The following is a 15,746-nucleotide window of genomic DNA, read 5'->3' on the forward strand; positions in this document are numbered from 1 at the left end:
TGATCCCCCCCTTTGTCGGCATCAGCGGCACAGATCAGATCCATCAAATCAAAATTGCATCTGCCAACTGGTTATCAATGTTATACCGGCCGTCCTTGATGGAAACGACACAACTGTCCTTCAAATGAGAAACCACTGTAATGGGTTCCCCCTCATAACACCCAAGAGAAAATAGAAAGGTTTTCAACTCCTCGTCATCGGTGTCAATTTGCCGGACAATGTATTCCTTTTCTTCTACGGCATCTTTCAAAGTCATTTCGTTCACCTATTCTCTCATTTTATATTTCAGTCAGCAAAAGCTGGCGGCGACTCACGAAATAAGTTAGCATTTTCTAACCGGCTACATAATATATCGCAAACCATCGTTTTTGTCAAGAGTCATATTTACAGATTGTTCACTTTTGAATGGCAACTCTTATCCATCTCGAAAATCAAAATGATTGTAAAACTGCTACGATTTATGATATAATTGAAAAAACTGAACTAATGGAGGTCACTATGTCGATTTATGAATCCGGCCAGATGTATCTGGAGACGATCTATATACTCTCTCAGAAAAAGAGCCACGTGCGTGCAATCGACGTAGGCGAGCAGATGGGATACTCCAAGCCCAGTGTCAGCCGCGCTCTGTCAATTTTGAAACGGGATGACTATGTTTCTGTGGATGACACCGGTGGAATCTCTTTGACAGCGAAGGGTATGGAAGTTGCCAAAACAATGTACACTCGTCACACTGTTCTATCTCAACTACTCATGAGGTTGGGAGTGGATGAAAAGACCGCTACAGAAGATGCCTGTAAAATTGAACATGTTATTAGCGAAAAATCTTTTGCGGCAATACAAAAATACTGGATGTAAATTTCTAATCACTTTGGGGCAAAATTTCATCCATGTGATATCAAGCATCACGCAAAAACAATTCTTCCTCTTTGGGATGAGCCATCGGACGATTTTCTTCTCTCTATATTGAGGAATCACCAGAGTATTTGCGCTATACTGGTACTGGAAAGTAAGTCGAAAGAAAGTCGTGTCTACAGCACGAGTGAAAGGACCTATATCTGCTGTGATCTGAAAAGTCTTTATATTAGTATGGGTGTATTGCGTACAGTCTGGGCCCCATTGGCCACCAATCTCACAGTCGCGTATCTGAGCCGCACAGAAAAGGCCATCGTCCTAACAGTCATTTCTTTCCGCATAAATCTAATTGAACAATAATCAAATTTTTACACCCCTACACTATAAGGAGAGATGAAAATCATGAAAACCATTCGCCTGCTCTATCCAGATCACTTGAGCGGCGGTCTGGATACCTATTACTTTGGTGCCAACCTGCTGGCCCATATCCTGCCCGCCAACGAGAATCAGCCTCTATTGCGGGTCGAAATCGCACCGCCCGATGGAAAAGAGAGGACGGTGAAGGACGGTATCCGCGCCCGGGAGGAAGTGACCGAAGGCATCCGCCGGGCGGCACAGGTGATCGAGGCGGCCCAGCCGGACAAGATTATCACCATTGGCGGAAACTGCATCGTGTCTCAAGCTCCCTTTGACTATCTGCACGGGCGCTACAGCAATGTGGGCATCATCTGGATCGACGCCCATCCGGATGTTTCCACGCCGGCGGACGGATACCCCAATGCTCACGCTATGGTGCTGGGGTCCCTAATGGGGCACGGTGACAAAGAACTCTCCACGCTGATGAAGCACCCCAAGTTCCGGGCCGATGAGATCTTATATGTCGGACTCCAGGGCCTCCACGATTATCAGGAGCGTTTTCTGAACGAGAGCGGAGTCACCTATAAGGTGCAGACAGAGGACTTTATTTCAGATGAGGAGATTCAATCCTTCCTGCGGCGTTTCGACCATATCCTGGTCCACCTGGACATTGACGTACTGGATCCCTGGCTGTTCCACTCCACCTATTTTGCCAATCCGTCTCTGACTGGGGATGGCAGCAGTGGAGGCCAGATGACAATGGAGCAACTCTCCCATATGCTGCACACTATCACCAGCCAGTCTGATGTGGTGGGCCTGACCATCGCGGAATATCTCCCCTTTGACGAAGAGAAATTACACAATGTTTTTTCGGATCTCCCTCTGTTTAGGGAATAACACGTGATGCCGAAGCACAAAAAACACCCGCAGATTTTTTAAATCTGCGGGTGTTTCTGTTTCTTTTGTGGTATGCATTAAATCGAAGAAATCACATAGATAAAAGCACAATCGCTTGACGTGTGACAAGCAACTGAAGCCTTTATGAGATTCCGTCTGAAAAATCCCACTCGACGTTATACTTTAGATCTTCACATAAAATTGTGTCCAAGAATTCATCAATGTATTCCTCCGCATCGCGGTCCTCCGGGATGGGAATAATCATCTCAATTTCTGGAGTAAAACAACTGGGCTTCACCCAAATCGTTCTTTTTTCCATTACTGCCTCCAACTTCTACGCAATTCTGCCTTTAGACTGGCATTGATTGTTTCTTCAACTACCAAGTCAAGCAACTGTATCCATCTTTCACTATCCCTGATATAGCGAATTGCCTTGTCTACCACCTGTGCTTCAAAATCTTTGTGCGCCACTTCATCTTCCACCATATCCCGTAAATCAGGGACTTCCATATTTCCTCCTAGAAAACTGATTTCTTTGTAGATGGACGGCTAACATAAAAACTATTTGATCAGCACCAGGCGGTCATGGATGCAATATGCAGATCTATATTCCCTGACCGCGTTTTGGAATTCGCTATCTGGTACAACAATAGCGGTTTCGAAGAATTTCTCATCTACTGTACAGCCACCGGCCCCCTCTCCGATATAAATCATCATGGCCGTGGGGTTTATCTCTCGCATTGACATCAGAGAATGGTAGCAGGCGTCGTCAGTGTATGGCCAGCTGCAGAGAACCAACTCGACCTCTTTCCCATATTTTTGGATGGCTTCAACTGCACCGATCTGTTCAACGCTGGTCCAAGGGTGTTCATACCACCATTTATGTTGTTCCGACCAACTAAAATCATCTGTACAGCGGATATCCACACCGAAATTTTGCAGCCCCTTGGAAAGTGCTCCAGATCCGCCCATAATTTCCAGGCACTTACGGGTACCGATCCAAGACGCGAGAGGCCGCAACCAGTTGTTAGATAAAAAGCAATAGCCCGCAAAATGTATGACATCGTCCCGAGCCAGCATAGACCCTTCATCCAGGCATGCATCTTCCCATGAGTATGAATCCTCCATCTTTGGTGGCCACGCTTCCGGAATGTTATGCTGCTTCAGCAGTCCTATCGCATTTGAGTACTTTGCTGCCTTCTCTTTAAAATTAAAATAATAATCCATTGTTATTTATCACTCTTTCTAAGTGAATTTATCATTCTTCCTTTGCAGAATATAGTACCACATATCCATCTGCCTTTGAACCGAGGATGCTGATCTCGGCAGCCTTCCACTTCCTTGCCGGCTGGTAAAACAGTGTAATATGCTCCCCTAAGAATTCCTCCAGCTGTGGCGCGTCTGCAGATGTCAGTACAAGTTGCACCAAGCCCTCATCAATAGAGTAAGCGCGAATGCATGGCATGTCATTCAACGCACTTTTGTAAAGTTCGCATTCCAGTGTCACGGACCCTACGGCATATGCCGCATGTAAGCGAAGTAATTCTGCGTAAGATGGACAGACAGGATAAAAGCCCTCGATTGCGCTTTTGTCGTATACCAAGCCCCTGCGGCCGGAATAAATCTCAGCAATATCCCCTTGCGTTAAATGGAGCGCGCTGAAGATGTAGTCATCAGCATCTTTCCAATCCCTGTTCCTGAAATCGGAGGAGGTGCGCACCTCTTTACGTAGAAGTTCCAATACTTCGTAAAATAAATCTTTTTCGCGCTGCGTCATGTACTCCCTCCTCCACATGAGACCTGAGATACTTTCTTTTCCGGCAATTGACGGGGTTCATAGCGGCGTTCTTTGCGGGCGTTGGGTCCAATTTTTTGGAACAAGCGTGCTGTCGCCAACATGGGCGTGTCTTCACAAATATCAAACTGCCATTGATTCTGCTGCACATCCCAAATGCCCCATTTCTTGCCGCAGAGTCCCTGATAATAAACACTTTGTTTCATATCAGCAAAACCTTTCTTTGTAATTGAAATCTATGATTGTTCTGCAATACCTGCGGTGGCTGCTTTCTGCCTTTTTAGCGTTATACTCGATCCACGCAATGTATCTGCGATGATGTTCGTCTTCTCCGCTCTTAGGGTATCATGATGATGTCTTCTGCCCGGATCAGCCTTGCCATCAAGTCACTGCTTGGATATTGCTGATAAATCCGATCCACTATCATATTGTAGGTGGAGGGGTTCATCGGCCGCTTTTGATCCAGTTCTCTACAGTGTTGATGCAGATGTTCAGACTGTAGGTGGCCGAGTGAGATTACCCGCATCTCTTTTAGTTCCCCACTTGCAGTATCCACCGCGCAGATGAGCATGGGCGCACCTTTCCCCTCCGGGATGTTTGTCTGGTAATCCAACTGGTTCATTTTAAACCGCGGTTCATAAGGTGCGTCAAACCAGGGATTGTTTCCGGCTTTGAGGAGAAAGAACAAACTGTCATTTATCCTGACAAAACCAAGCCGCAGCGGGCCACGGGTAATATCAGAAATTTCCTGCTCCGTTATGCCCGGATACCCCACCACGATCTGCCACCATGGGTCCAAGTAATCCGCTTGAACATACTCCTGGCCTGTCCTCCACTCGGAACGGAAATCTCCCGCTTTATAATGTAAGAACTCCAAAACGAATCCATCCTTTCCTTGTTGTCTGCTCCATGTTTCTGTATCAGCTATCCGATAACACTGTTTTGCAAGAGGGAATCACTTCGGCGTAACCCGCGCAATCAGATATGCCTCTGGATTTGCCTTGATACATGCCGCGGTATGCTCATCCACTATTGTCCTGAAAAATGGGTACCCAAACTCATTCTCCACATATACCGCATGGTCGGCAAAATCATACCACATGTCATCCAGTTCACGAGTTGCGCACACAAGTTGGTATGTCATGTCGGTATCCATCGGCAGTTCATCTTCTGGCGGAAGATGTCCCGCTCCTATACCGGGACACATGTTTTTGATCGCCCGCAAAAATTCGACTCTGATTTCGCGGTTCCATGCATCCAAACGCTCCAAAACTTTCTCTGGTTCATACAATCCAAAAATAATGTTTTCTGGCGCAACCGTCTCGTACAAATATGCATCAGGATCAGAAGCCGTATTGCAGTAAGCATCCTGAAGCGCCTTGAGGACAGATTGGAAGTCCCCCTGTCTGAGCTGCGAAGCCTCTTTTGGCAAATTGCCAGGCTCCAAATTCAATGCGGTGAAAGAAGTAATAATTTCCATAACCGTTCTCCCTTATATCTGTTTTCTGGCCGCAAGAGTTTCCGGACATTGATAGTCGCAAGATTCTTATCGGGAAAAGAGTCCATACCCCACTTTACCGATGTGTCGGCCCTTATCATCAGCACCGCAAAATTGCAAATTGGGAATGTCATCATCTTTTATTTCCAGTTTCAATGATGGATCGGCCTTCTGCAAAAGAAAAATCCACAGTCGGGCCATCTCTGGCACATTGACAATGCCTTCTCCCATCCCGGAACTGTTTTCAAACTGGAACCCCATATCTTTTAGAACTTGGACTGTTTCTGCGTCAATTTCATCTTCTCCGTATTCCGAGCAGATGCTTTCAATATCAACCTCTGTAACTTCTGGGATCTTATAATGTGCTTCGCGCACTGTTTCCACAGGCGCATTAGACGCTACGGTGAAATCTTCGGATCGGCCATGACCATCACCGCTCCAGTCCCCAATGGATAAGTGAAACTGATACATATTTTGTCAACTCCTATTGAATTTGATTGTTTGTTTCCATCTTTTCAGGTAGCAAGTTGAGCGTGCGATATTGCTTCCGCTATACAGCAGGCCCTGCCATATTTGGCGTATCAAGCATGGCAGTCCAGCGATAACAACAGCGTATCGTCCGGGAGCGCATCAATGAAGCGATCAACTTTCTTGCGCCAGTTTTCCTCATCTGAAACTTCGGTGTCACTGTCGGACCAATCATCGCTGTAGTTGATCCAACCATTTTCATCTACGCAGGCATGGGGCTCCATTTGGCACAGGTAATGCATATCAGAGCCGAACTGCTCCAGCGTTTCGCACCCTTGGAAGCATCCCCTGCCCCACTTTTTGATTGGGCCCTCATCCATTTGTACAAGCCGGCATTCCGCTGGGCCTCCTCCCTGCGCGCACCATGCCCCATATTGATGAAACTGCTCAACTGGCACTTTCTCACGGTACTTTTTTAGAGCATCCCAGGCGATATTCCTCTTTTTTGCTCCGGCTACCCAACGATATCCTTCTGGTGTGTAGGTCTGCTCATCGTGCTGATACTCAAAAACACCATAAGAGCCTGTGACCGCAAATGGGCAATCGACGGGGACCAGGAATTGATTTCGATATCGCCCTCCGACCACAAATGAATTCCAGTAGCCCTGTGGATTGTAAAAGTAACCGCTCCGCCAATTAAGGAATTCGTTTCCGACGTATTGCAGGACATAGTCCACGAATGCGGGATAGACTTTCTTGAAAGGACAGTCGAGAAGCAACTGCATCTTCTTGGCCTTTTTCGTTCGCTTTTCCCGCTGCAGCGGGCCAAACCTCCGTTTGCAGATTAGCCCGTCTTTCACGACATAGTCTTTAGAGAATCCATAATCGTATATAGGCACAATCCGGCCATTCAACAGCCGCACAAAGTCATCCCTTTTCGTCTCATATTCGCGTATGGCCGCCTCCGTTTCATCCTCAAACTCTTTCGGAGTTTGTTCGTTCGGAATCATACTATATGGGGCCATGATCTGATCGGATAGGGCCTCGGCCAAGCCCTCATAGCGATGTTGATCCGTGATAACAATATTTTCTAGGTCGAGATGTTGGTTCTGTACTTGCGAATAGTAGAGGCAGTGTTCCATAACCATTCCTTGCTTGATCACCTCATCCGGGATAGACCTAGCGGCCTCTTCAAGGTTCTCAGGTAATGCGATGGCTGCGATGACAGAAATGTGACTCATATTATCAATATCCTCCCTTTTGATCTTCATCGTTTTGCGTTCAATTTGCACGGTTCCTCCCGTCTTCAATGGACGCTGGAACAATGGTATGATCTGCTGTAACCCAGAGGGGCTCATAGCAGGTGCTCAAATTCCAGTGCCAAGAAATCAGGCATGTGGTTGCCATCCAGTGCTGCCATTGTGGTTCTGAATTACATATTGTTCGCACCTCATTTCTGTTTAGGATAGAAAAGATATATAAAAAGCACATGGATACGGCTTGAATCGATCCATGTGCTCTGTGGCCCGGTTATTATGTTTTTGATCTTTATAAAAAGAAACAGCGTCCAAGGGCTCTCTGGCCTTCGGACGCTGTGCAACACTGAAACTATGCTACCACATGTTTGGTAAGCAGCAGATACTATGTGAGTTTATTATATATATTTTCCCGATGCATTGCAAGAGAAAATCCAAGGAATGGTTCACTTCATCAATTCTATTAAGAAATTGGTTGCTCCCCTCTTTACACTATAGTATTGTTGCTTTGATCGAATAGATGGGATTTTAGAGAGGTTAAATATCGACTGGTCCGAGAGTCGCTGCAAGACACCTCTGTTATGGTTTTTCTATTTGCTCAGATAGTAGAGGAAAGAATTGAGCCTGGACCATGCGTTCTCATCCCAGTCGTAATCCATGGCCAGATGGAAGTGCGGTACACTGTCCAGCACACCGGTCATCTCCAGGATCGTGGCGGTATTTTCATACCTGGGTGCCATGGTCAGCACCCCGGCGCACCGTCCGCCCAGCTCCAGCCCCTTGACCAGCCGGTACCGGCCATTGGCTCCGGCAAATCCGGGCAGAAGGCGGTCTGCGGAGGAGCGCAGAGACTCCAGTTCAGGGGAAAAACTGCTGCGGGGGCCCAGCAGACGGCCGAGTGCTTCTATGCGGCCCGCCCACTCCCGGCAAGTCTGGCTTCCCGCATCCCGCCAGAGAAGCCACAGATATTCGCTCAGCGGCGCCCGGAGCAGCCGCCAGCCCTCCTGTTCCAGCGTATCGGGGACGCCGTCATGAAGGTTGAAGAGGGTGAACGGCTCGCCCACGATCCCCAGCGGCCGTCCCTCCGCCGGAATGGCGCCGATGTGCGCCGCGAGGGCTTCCAGCTCCGCCCAACTCGGCACACCCGCCGGAGCCAGTGCGTCCCGCTGTTCCGGCGGAGCGCATAGCAGGAAATCGCCGGCGAGGATCGCCCGGACCAGCAGATCCGGCTCCGGGCAGCGCTCCGGAATCGTCTCCAGCTCCGGCGCGATGACCTTCACACGGCAAAGCCCCCGGCGTTCCAGTACCGACTCCACGCCCCATGGGTATTGCCCGTCTGCCTCCGCGCCCTGGGTGGAGGGGAGAAGCACCTGAAACGGGCCGCTCTCCACTTCCGCCGCCGTCAGGATGCCGCCCAGCAGGGCCGGGAACGGCAGATACTCCTTGGAGCTGGTTTCCGCCCTCCCCAGCGGCAGGGTGGTACTGTCGAGCCGCAGGGTGCGCGTCTCTGTTTTCCAGGCCGCCTCACAATATGCGCGGAGATAAGCGGTAAACGGCGGAAGGTCAGGCACGAGCAGCGGCCCTCCGGTTCTCTCCGGCACGGCAGCCACCGCAGTAGGGCGGCGCACTACCGCGGCGAGGGAAAAGCCCGCCGGAAGCGGCTGGGCAGGGCGGCCCTCCAGGCTCTGGAGGAACGCCTCGATCCGTGTGATCACGCCCACGGGAGAGAAATGCTCGTCCACTTCGATCTGCAGATAGGGCTTGTCCCCCATCTCCTTCCGAAACAGATAGGAGAGCATGGTGTCCGGGCCGCAGCCGTGATTGGTCAGGTAGACGGCATACAGGTTTGGATGGTGGGCCACGAGCTTGGCCCCGGACAGGATGTGCTGGCCAAAGGGCCAGTACAGATTGGGGTAGTCCTCCGACAGATCCAGGTCGTGGGCGGGCAGGTGGGACAGGGTGATGACCTTATGCCCGCGCTCCAGCAGCAGCCGTGGAATTCCCATGTTGAGCACCGGGTCGGAAAGGCCATAGTTCCGGGTAATGAGCACCAGCACCTTGTCGTCCGGCCTGAGGGATGCCAGCAGTTCCCGCCCCTGCTTCTCCACTGCCGCGGTATGCCGCCGCACCGCCTTGGCCCCGGACAGCAGGGCGGGCAGGCAGCGCGGCTTTGGTATTCCCAGCTGCTTCCCAACGCCCAGCATGGCGGAGGCCATGGCCTCCTGCCCGAAGTCCAGGTCAAACACCGGGTTGAGCAGGGCGATCCCCCGCCGCTCCAGATCCAGGGCATTGGCCGCCAGCCGGGGCGCAGTCTGCATATAGACGCAGCCATAATTGTGCTCCACATGGGAGGACTCGTGCCTCATGGTGTGAACAGAGGGCATGAAGATATAGTCCACGCCCTGTTCCGCCAGCCATGCCATGTGGCCGTGGAGTAGCTTCGCCGGGTAACAGGTTTCCGCCTGGGCAGTCTGCTGGGCCAGCCGGATGATCTCCTCATTCGTGGGCGGGGAGAGCAGGACATTGAATCCCAAGTTCCGGAAAAACGCATTTGCCATGGGGAAGAATTTGTGGATCACCAGCGCATAGGGGACACCCACCGTCTTTTTCCCTGGGACCCGGATGGGGTCATACCCCTCCAGCAGCAGCGCCCCCGCCCGCTGGTAGAAGGCGATGTTCTCCGCCACCCCTGGGCCGGCGGCGTGTTCCGCCCCGGTCGCTGTGTCAAATCCGTGGAAGCAGGACGGGCCGCGGACCGACTCCAGCGCCAGCAGGGCCGCTCCATAGGCGCCGCTGATGGGGAAACAGGGCGAAACCGTGAGCCGCTCCCCCAACTCCTGCTGAAACGCAGCCACAATCCCGGGATTGTAGGCGACGCCGCCCTGAAGCACCACGCGGCTCCCGACGGGCTTGGCCCCAACGACCTTGTGGAGGTAGTTGCGGACAATGGACCGACACAGGCCGGCCGCCACCTCCGCCTGGGAGGCGCCACGAGAGAGCGCAGACTGGATGGCTGTCTCGATAAATACCGTACACCGCTCTCCCAGCTCCACCGCGCTGGGCGCGCTGAGGGCCAGGGGACCGAACTCCGCCAATGGGATGCCCATGCGCGCTGCCTGCTCTTCTACAAAGGAGCCGGTCCCGGCGGCGCAGATCCTGTTCATCTGAAAGTCGGCCACCTGTCCGCCCCGTAGGGAGATATACTTGGAGTCCTGCCCTCCAATCTCAAAGACCGTATCTACATCCGGCGACCAATGGACAGCCGCCCGGGCCTGGGCGGTGATCTCATCCCGCACGGCGTCCGCCCCGATAAGACGGCCGATGCGCTCCCGGCCGGAGCCAGTGACGCCCACTGCCAGGAAGGACACCGGCCCAAAGCGTTCATGGATGGCGTCCAGGCCCCGGCGCACCGCCCCCTCCGGGTCCCCGGCTGTGCGGAGATACTGGTAGTCGATCAGCGTGCCGTCCCGGCCGGTGAGCACCAGATCCGTGCTGGTGGAGCCCACATCAATCCCCAGGACGCACCCATCCGGCGGGATGGTACCGGTGGCCGCGGGGACAGACGGAAGTGTACCGGGAAGCACACGCAGCGCCGGCTGACGGCACATCTGGTTCCCACCTTCCAGCGCCCCGCCGCATAAACTGGCCAGCAGTTCCCCCATAGAGCAGGTGGCGGTCTCCATGGCTGCCTCCGCGGCTCCAACGGCGCCGGCGTAAGGGAATTTCTCCGGCAAGATCAGCTCTGCTTCTGACAATCCGAAGACCTCCCGCACAGCCTGGATCACACCCTGATTATGCCCGATGCCGCCGCACAGGGCCACAGGCTTTTCCACGGGAAGCCCCCGGACGATCACCGCCTTGTAGTTGCGCACCATGGCGTAGCAAAGGCCCAGGAGGATGTCCGGTGTGGGCACCCCCTCCTGCTGCCGGTGGATGATGTCCGTTTTGGCGAAGACCGCGCAGCGGCCGGAGAGCCTGGGGATGGAGCGGGCCTGCCCCACCAGGCGGGAGTAGTCCTCCAGTTTTAGTCCCAGCCGGGACATCTGATCCTCAAAAAAGGAGCCGGTACCTCCGGCGCAGTGTTCATTTACCGCAAACCGGGGCGGGGTGTTCTGATCCAAGCCGGTGAGGAAGCGGGCGCTCTGGCTGCCGATCTCAATGGCGGAGCGGGCTTCCGGGGCCAACAGCCGAACGCCGAGGTGGATGGCTGGGATCTCCCCCAGCACGGCCAGGGCATTGCACCCCGCTTTCAGCCGGTCGCCCGCGTTTCCGGTGATGACCACCGGGCAGCCGCAGGCCCCCGGGTCCGCGGCTAAAAGCTCCCCCAGCAGACGGCGGGCGCTCTGAACCACCGCTCCATAGTGGGAAGCCGTTTTTTCCCAAAGGAACGTTCCCTCTGGAGAAAGCAGGACGAGTTTCAATGTGGCGTTTCCACAATCCAATCCGATTCCGTTCATCGTCATCCTCCCATTCCGCGCTCGTTGACATTTGCCAGACAAAGCGCTATAATGCGGTTAGCATTTACTAACCATAGCAGTTTACAGCGCAGTTGTCGATTGCCACGGCAACATGGAGGTATCTCATGGACCCGATTACTACGGTGATGCGTCAGTGCCGCCTGTTTGACGGCATCCCGGAAGAGAAATATCAAAATGTACTGGCCTGCCTTCGGGGAGAAACCAAATCGTTTCGTAAGGATGCCATCCTCCTCCAGATCGGCGAGTGCCAGAAGCGGCCCGGCGTTGTGATGGATGGGACGCTGCGGATCTCCCTGTATAGTGAGGACGGCAATTTGGTCACCATCGAACGGCTGGGGCGGGGGCAGGTATTTGGGGAGACTCTGGTGTGCTCCATGGCGGAGGACAGTCCCATCCAGATCGACGCGCTGACTGATGTGCAGGTGCTCTATCTGGATTTTGACCCGCTGCTTCTTCAGCAGGAATGCGCCTGTCCGCACAAAGCCCAGGTCACCGCCAACCTGCTCCGTGAAATGGGGCGGGGCGCCCTTTTTCTCAATCAGAAAATGCGGATCTTGGCCCAGAACCGGCTCCGAAACCGGATCAAGCTCTATCTCCAGATGCTCCCCGCCAAGCCCGGCGGCGAACTCCATCTGGACATGGGGCGGGGTGAACTGGCCGACTATCTGTGTGTAGACCGCAGCGCCCTCTCCCGGGAACTGGGGCGTATGCAGAAAGAGGGAATTCTCGCCTTTCAGGGCCAACAGGTGCGTATTCTGGATCAGAGCTTTCTCAGCGTATAAATTTTGCCTGCCCGTTGCCATGGCAACGGACAGGCTTTTTTGCGGGTGCTATCATATCGCTGCAACAGGTTAGTTACTGCTAACCAAAAATTCTTGAAAGGAGAGTCGCACATGAAACGCGCTCTTGCATCCCTGGCAGCATCCGCGATGCTGTTGTTTGCCCTGGCTGGCTGCTCCAACGGAAATGGTCCGGCCGAAAATCCCTCCGCATCCCCCACATCCCCGCCGGCCAGTTCCACGCAGGCCGCCGAGCCGGTGACCATCTCAGTGGGTGTACCTACCGCGCCCCCGGCACTTCCCGTCCTGCACATGATGGAGGCTGGACTGCTGGGAGAGAATGTGACTATCGACCTGAATGTGTGGAACTCCCCCGAGGAGCTGCTGGCCATGGTCCAGGGCGGGGAGCACGACCTGTACGCTTTCCCACTCACTGTGGTTTCCACACTCTACAACAAGGGCCTGGATGTGCGCCTGATGAATGTGAATACCTGGGGCGTCACCTATTTCATGACCACGGACCCTGCGTTTGAAACCTGGGCCGATCTGGCCGGCAAGACCGTCTATATCCCCCTCCAGTCCTCTCCTCCGGACGCTCTGACCCAGTATTTCCTGAATGAAGCCGGGCTGACGGTGGGTGAGGATGTGGAAATCGTCTACGCCAGCACCGCCGAGGTGGCCGCCCTGCTGGCCTCCGGCGAGGCGGAATATGCCACCCTGATCGAGCCACAGGTCACATCCGCGATGAACCAGAACAGCGAAGTACGCCGGGCGCTCAGCTTTGAAGAGGAGTGGCAGCGGGTCACCGGCACCGACACCATGATCCCCAACGCCGGCTTCGGCACCACCCAGAGTTTCATCGACGAAAATCCGGAGCTGACAGAGCAATTCCAGGCCGCCTACGCTGAGAGCGTCCAGTGGGTGCTGGACCACCCCGCCGAGGCCGCCGCTCTGGCCGAGGAGCACCTGGGCATGAAGGCCGCTGTGGTAGAGGCCGCGATCCCCAATATGGGCCTGACCTTCAAGAGCGCCCAGGACGCCCGGGGAGAACTGGATACATTCTATAATCTGCTCAACGACTTTGACCCCTCGATGATCGGCGGAAAACTCCCCGACGACGGGTTATACTATGCGGGGTAAGGCGGCCCTCTGGCTCCGCCGCGCCCTGGGCGTGGGCCTGCTGCTGGGTATCTGGCAGCTGGCCTCGCTCTGTTTCTCCCCTCTGGTGCTCCCTTCTGTCCCACAGGTGACGGGTACGCTGGCAGGACTGTTCCGGGAGCCGGATTTCTGGCCCACCATCGGCACTACTCTGCTGCGTCTGGCGCTTGGCCTGGGAATCGGGGTTGCGGTGGGCACGGTGCTGGGACTGCTGTTCGGGCTGTGCCCCAAACTGGAAGATGTGGGGATGCCGTTCATCCATGTGCTCCAGTCGGTACCTCCGGTATGCTGGGTCGTGCTGGCCCTGGTATGGTTTGGGTTCAATGGCTGGCCCTGTGTATTCATTGTGGCGACATCCACCATTCCAACGGTGGTGATCAACCTGAGCCATGGCGTGCGGAGTGTAGACCCGGAGCTTCTGGAGATGGCGAGGCTCTACCGCTTTTCCCGCAGGAAGATCCTGCTCCATGTGACGCTGCCCTCCATCCGCCCTTATTTCTTCTCCGCACTGGAGATCGTCGTGGGCGGCGGGTGGAAACTGGCGGTGATGGGAGAGGTCCTCACCACGAACAGTGGGATCGGCGGCGCCATCACCACCGCGAGGCTGAATATCCAGCCCGACGCGATCATCGCGTGGGCATTCCTGCTGGTGGCAGGATGCTTTATTACGCAGAAGCTGGTGTGCCTGCTTCTGTCCAGGAGAGGGGGAGCCCCATGCTGAGACTGAGCGGGCTCTGCAAGCGCTTTGAGGATCTGCCCGTACTCTCAAACCTGTCCCTCACCCTGTCCCGGGGCGAGATTGTCGCCTTGATCGGCCCCTCCGGCTGCGGGAAAACCACGCTGCTGAACATCATTTCCGGCCTGACGGCGCCGGATGCCGGTACGGTGGAGGGTGCGGATGGCAGGCTGAGCTATATGTTTCAGAGCGCCCGGCTGCTGCCCTGGCGCACGGTGGAGGAAAACATCCGGCTGGTGCGGGAGGACGCGCCCGCCGAGGAAGTGCGCTCCCTCATCACTGCTGTGGGGCTGGAGGGGTTTGAACGCTATTATCCCGGCCAACTCTCCGGCGGCATGGCCCGCCGGTGCGCCCTGGCCCGGGCATTCCACTTCGGCGGTGAGATTTTCCTGATGGACGAGCCATTTCAGGGGCTGGACTACGGAATCCGCATGGAGATGCTGTCCATGCTGTTATCCATCTGGCAGCGGGAGCGGCCCGGGGTGCTTTTTGTTACACATGAGATCGACGAAGCGCTCACTGTGGCGACCCGCATCGCCGTGCTCGCTCCGCGCCCCACTGCAATCTGCCAGTGGTTTGACCTCCCCGGCCCGGAGGGGCGGGACGCCTCCGCCCCTGAACTGGCCCGACTGCGCCAAGAGATCATCCGGCGAATCACTGGTTATAACCAGTCTGGTTGCCACGGCAATGGCGGCCCACAAGAAAAGGTGATATACTAACTTTTAGAACACGGAAGGAGGCTCGGAAATGGACATTCTCCGCAATCTGCCGGTTCAGCAGCCGGCGGCTCTGAGCGAACTCATCTCCATCCAGCCGGGGCGCGTGGTGAGCATGGCTCTTTCCCGTAGCGAGCACTGCCAAATGACGCTGTTGGCTTTTGGGGACGGAGAGAGTATCAGTGAGGAGCGCTACTTCGGCGACACGGTCTATTATGTGCTGGAGGGTGATATGCCTCTGCGCCTGGAGGGGCACGAGGTTTGTCTGGGCGCAGGGGATTGTCTGGCTGTGCCAGCGCAGACCACCCACGCCATTGGCGGGAACGGCCCCTTCAAACTGCTGCAAATTACCATCCAATCAAACTGAGGAGGATCTGTATGGAACCGTTGATCAAAAACCTGCCCCATGCCCAGCCCTTTCCCCTGAAGGATCAGGTCGGGTACGAGCCCGGTAAAGTTGTCAGCCTGACCCTGGCCCAGCGGCCTGGTGTGGGGATGACGCTGTTCGCCTTTGATGCGGGCGAGGCCATCAGTACCCACGCCGCCCCCGGGGACGCCATGGCCACCATCCTGGAGGGCACCGCTCAGATTACCATTGACGGTGTCCCACACACGCTGAACGCCGGGGAGGCTGTCATCATGCCGGCCGGCATCCCCCACGCGGTCCAGGCCGTGACCCCATTCAAAATGTACCTGGTGGTTGCGAAGGAGTGACCCTTTCCCATCCAATGCTCTGTGGACAGACCCAGGTGG

The 15,746-nt window shown here is 54.8% G+C and carries 19 protein-coding genes; 8 read left to right on the forward strand and 11 right to left on the reverse strand.

Going from position 1 to position 15,746, the window contains the following annotated elements:
- Positions 1-43 precede the first annotated feature (43 nt).
- Positions 44-256 (reverse strand): FeoA family protein, encoded by a 213-nt coding sequence (locus tag KJS55_RS02840; protein WP_050625461.1) that lies wholly within the window; start codon positions 254-256, stop codon positions 44-46.
- A gap of 242 nt (positions 257-498) precedes the next feature.
- Here KJS55_RS02840 and KJS55_RS02845 point away from each other — a divergent pair, with 242 nt between their 5' ends.
- Both KJS55_RS02845 and KJS55_RS02850 read left to right on the forward strand, forming a co-directional pair.
- On the forward strand, positions 499-858 hold the full coding sequence (locus KJS55_RS02845; RefSeq protein WP_050624247.1) for a metal-dependent transcriptional regulator: 360 nt from the start codon (positions 499-501) through the stop codon (positions 856-858).
- A gap of 399 nt (positions 859-1,257) precedes the next feature.
- Entirely contained in the window at positions 1,258-2,109 is an 852-nt protein-coding gene (locus KJS55_RS02850; protein WP_055179559.1) for an arginase family protein, read from the forward strand.
- Positions 2,110-2,251: 142 nt separating this feature from the next.
- On the opposite strand, the gene KJS55_RS02855 is transcribed toward KJS55_RS02850, so the two are convergent.
- The 10 genes from KJS55_RS02855 to KJS55_RS02900 all read right to left on the reverse strand — a co-directional run bounded on the left by KJS55_RS02855 (position 2,252) and on the right by KJS55_RS02900 (position 11,583).
- Entirely contained in the window at positions 2,252-2,428 is a 177-nt protein-coding gene (locus KJS55_RS02855; RefSeq protein ID WP_154669733.1) for a hypothetical protein, read from the reverse strand.
- Positions 2,428-2,619 (reverse strand): hypothetical protein, encoded by a 192-nt coding sequence (locus KJS55_RS02860; protein WP_050624245.1) that lies wholly within the window; start codon positions 2,617-2,619, stop codon positions 2,428-2,430. Before KJS55_RS02860 ends, KJS55_RS02855 begins: the two co-directional genes overlap by 1 nt.
- Positions 2,620-2,670: 51 nt before the next feature.
- The gene (locus KJS55_RS02865) at positions 2,671-3,336 is read right to left on the reverse strand and encodes a hypothetical protein (RefSeq protein WP_055179558.1); all 666 of its coding nucleotides are present in this window, start codon (positions 3,334-3,336) and stop codon (positions 2,671-2,673) included.
- A gap of 31 nt (positions 3,337-3,367) precedes the next feature.
- Positions 3,368-3,886, reverse strand: a complete 519-nt coding sequence (locus KJS55_RS02870; protein WP_050624243.1) for a hypothetical protein — start codon at positions 3,884-3,886, stop codon at positions 3,368-3,370.
- Positions 3,883-4,110, reverse strand: coding sequence for a hypothetical protein (locus KJS55_RS02875; protein WP_110441073.1), 228 nt, complete (start codon positions 4,108-4,110; stop codon positions 3,883-3,885). Before KJS55_RS02875 ends, KJS55_RS02870 begins: the two co-directional genes overlap by 4 nt.
- Before the next feature lie 131 nt (positions 4,111-4,241).
- Complete coding sequence (locus KJS55_RS02880) at positions 4,242-4,781, reverse strand: hypothetical protein (RefSeq protein ID WP_055179557.1); 540 nt, start codon at positions 4,779-4,781, stop codon at positions 4,242-4,244.
- A gap of 78 nt (positions 4,782-4,859) precedes the next feature.
- Positions 4,860-5,384 carry a hypothetical protein gene (locus KJS55_RS02885; RefSeq protein WP_055179556.1) on the reverse strand — a complete coding sequence of 175 codons (525 nt, stop codon included), beginning with the start codon at positions 5,382-5,384 and terminating at the stop codon, positions 4,860-4,862.
- Between the two features lie 66 nt (positions 5,385-5,450).
- On the reverse strand, positions 5,451-5,873 hold the full coding sequence (locus KJS55_RS02890) for a hypothetical protein (protein WP_055179555.1): 423 nt from the start codon (positions 5,871-5,873) through the stop codon (positions 5,451-5,453).
- Positions 5,874-5,983: 110 nt separating this feature from the next.
- Positions 5,984-7,162, reverse strand: coding sequence for a hypothetical protein (locus tag KJS55_RS02895; RefSeq protein WP_145984961.1), 1,179 nt, complete (start codon positions 7,160-7,162; stop codon positions 5,984-5,986).
- 554 nt (positions 7,163-7,716) lie between these two features.
- Entirely contained in the window at positions 7,717-11,583 is a 3,867-nt protein-coding gene (locus KJS55_RS02900) for an acyl-CoA dehydratase activase (RefSeq protein ID WP_055179553.1), read from the reverse strand.
- A 125-nt stretch (positions 11,584-11,708) separates the two neighbouring features.
- On the opposite strand from KJS55_RS02900, the gene KJS55_RS02905 reads away from it, so the two are divergent.
- The 6 genes from KJS55_RS02905 (at position 11,709) to KJS55_RS02930 (ending at position 15,707) form a co-directional block, all read left to right on the forward strand.
- Positions 11,709-12,386 (forward strand): Crp/Fnr family transcriptional regulator, encoded by a 678-nt coding sequence (locus KJS55_RS02905; protein WP_055179552.1) that lies wholly within the window; start codon positions 11,709-11,711, stop codon positions 12,384-12,386.
- A gap of 111 nt (positions 12,387-12,497) precedes the next feature.
- Positions 12,498-13,523 (forward strand): ABC transporter substrate-binding protein, encoded by a 1,026-nt coding sequence (locus tag KJS55_RS02910; RefSeq protein WP_055179551.1) that lies wholly within the window; start codon positions 12,498-12,500, stop codon positions 13,521-13,523.
- The gene (locus KJS55_RS02915) at positions 13,513-14,262 is read left to right on the forward strand and encodes an ABC transporter permease (protein WP_055179550.1); all 750 of its coding nucleotides are present in this window, start codon (positions 13,513-13,515) and stop codon (positions 14,260-14,262) included. The genes KJS55_RS02910 and KJS55_RS02915 overlap by 11 nt, the downstream gene beginning before the upstream one ends.
- On the forward strand, positions 14,256-14,996 hold the full coding sequence (locus tag KJS55_RS02920) for an ABC transporter ATP-binding protein (protein WP_055179549.1): 741 nt from the start codon (positions 14,256-14,258) through the stop codon (positions 14,994-14,996). Before KJS55_RS02915 ends, KJS55_RS02920 begins: the two co-directional genes overlap by 7 nt.
- 28 nt (positions 14,997-15,024) lie before the next feature.
- The gene (locus KJS55_RS02925; protein ID WP_055179548.1) at positions 15,025-15,360 is read left to right on the forward strand and encodes a cupin domain-containing protein; all 336 of its coding nucleotides are present in this window, start codon (positions 15,025-15,027) and stop codon (positions 15,358-15,360) included.
- Between the two features lie 11 nt (positions 15,361-15,371).
- The gene (locus tag KJS55_RS02930; protein ID WP_050624232.1) at positions 15,372-15,707 is read left to right on the forward strand and encodes a cupin domain-containing protein; all 336 of its coding nucleotides are present in this window, start codon (positions 15,372-15,374) and stop codon (positions 15,705-15,707) included.
- The last annotated feature ends 39 nt before the right edge of the window (positions 15,708-15,746 follow it).

The organism is Pusillibacter faecalis (genome assembly GCF_018408705.1).
In the GTDB taxonomy this organism is placed as follows: Bacteria; Bacillota; Clostridia; order Oscillospirales; family Oscillospiraceae; genus Oscillibacter; species Oscillibacter faecalis.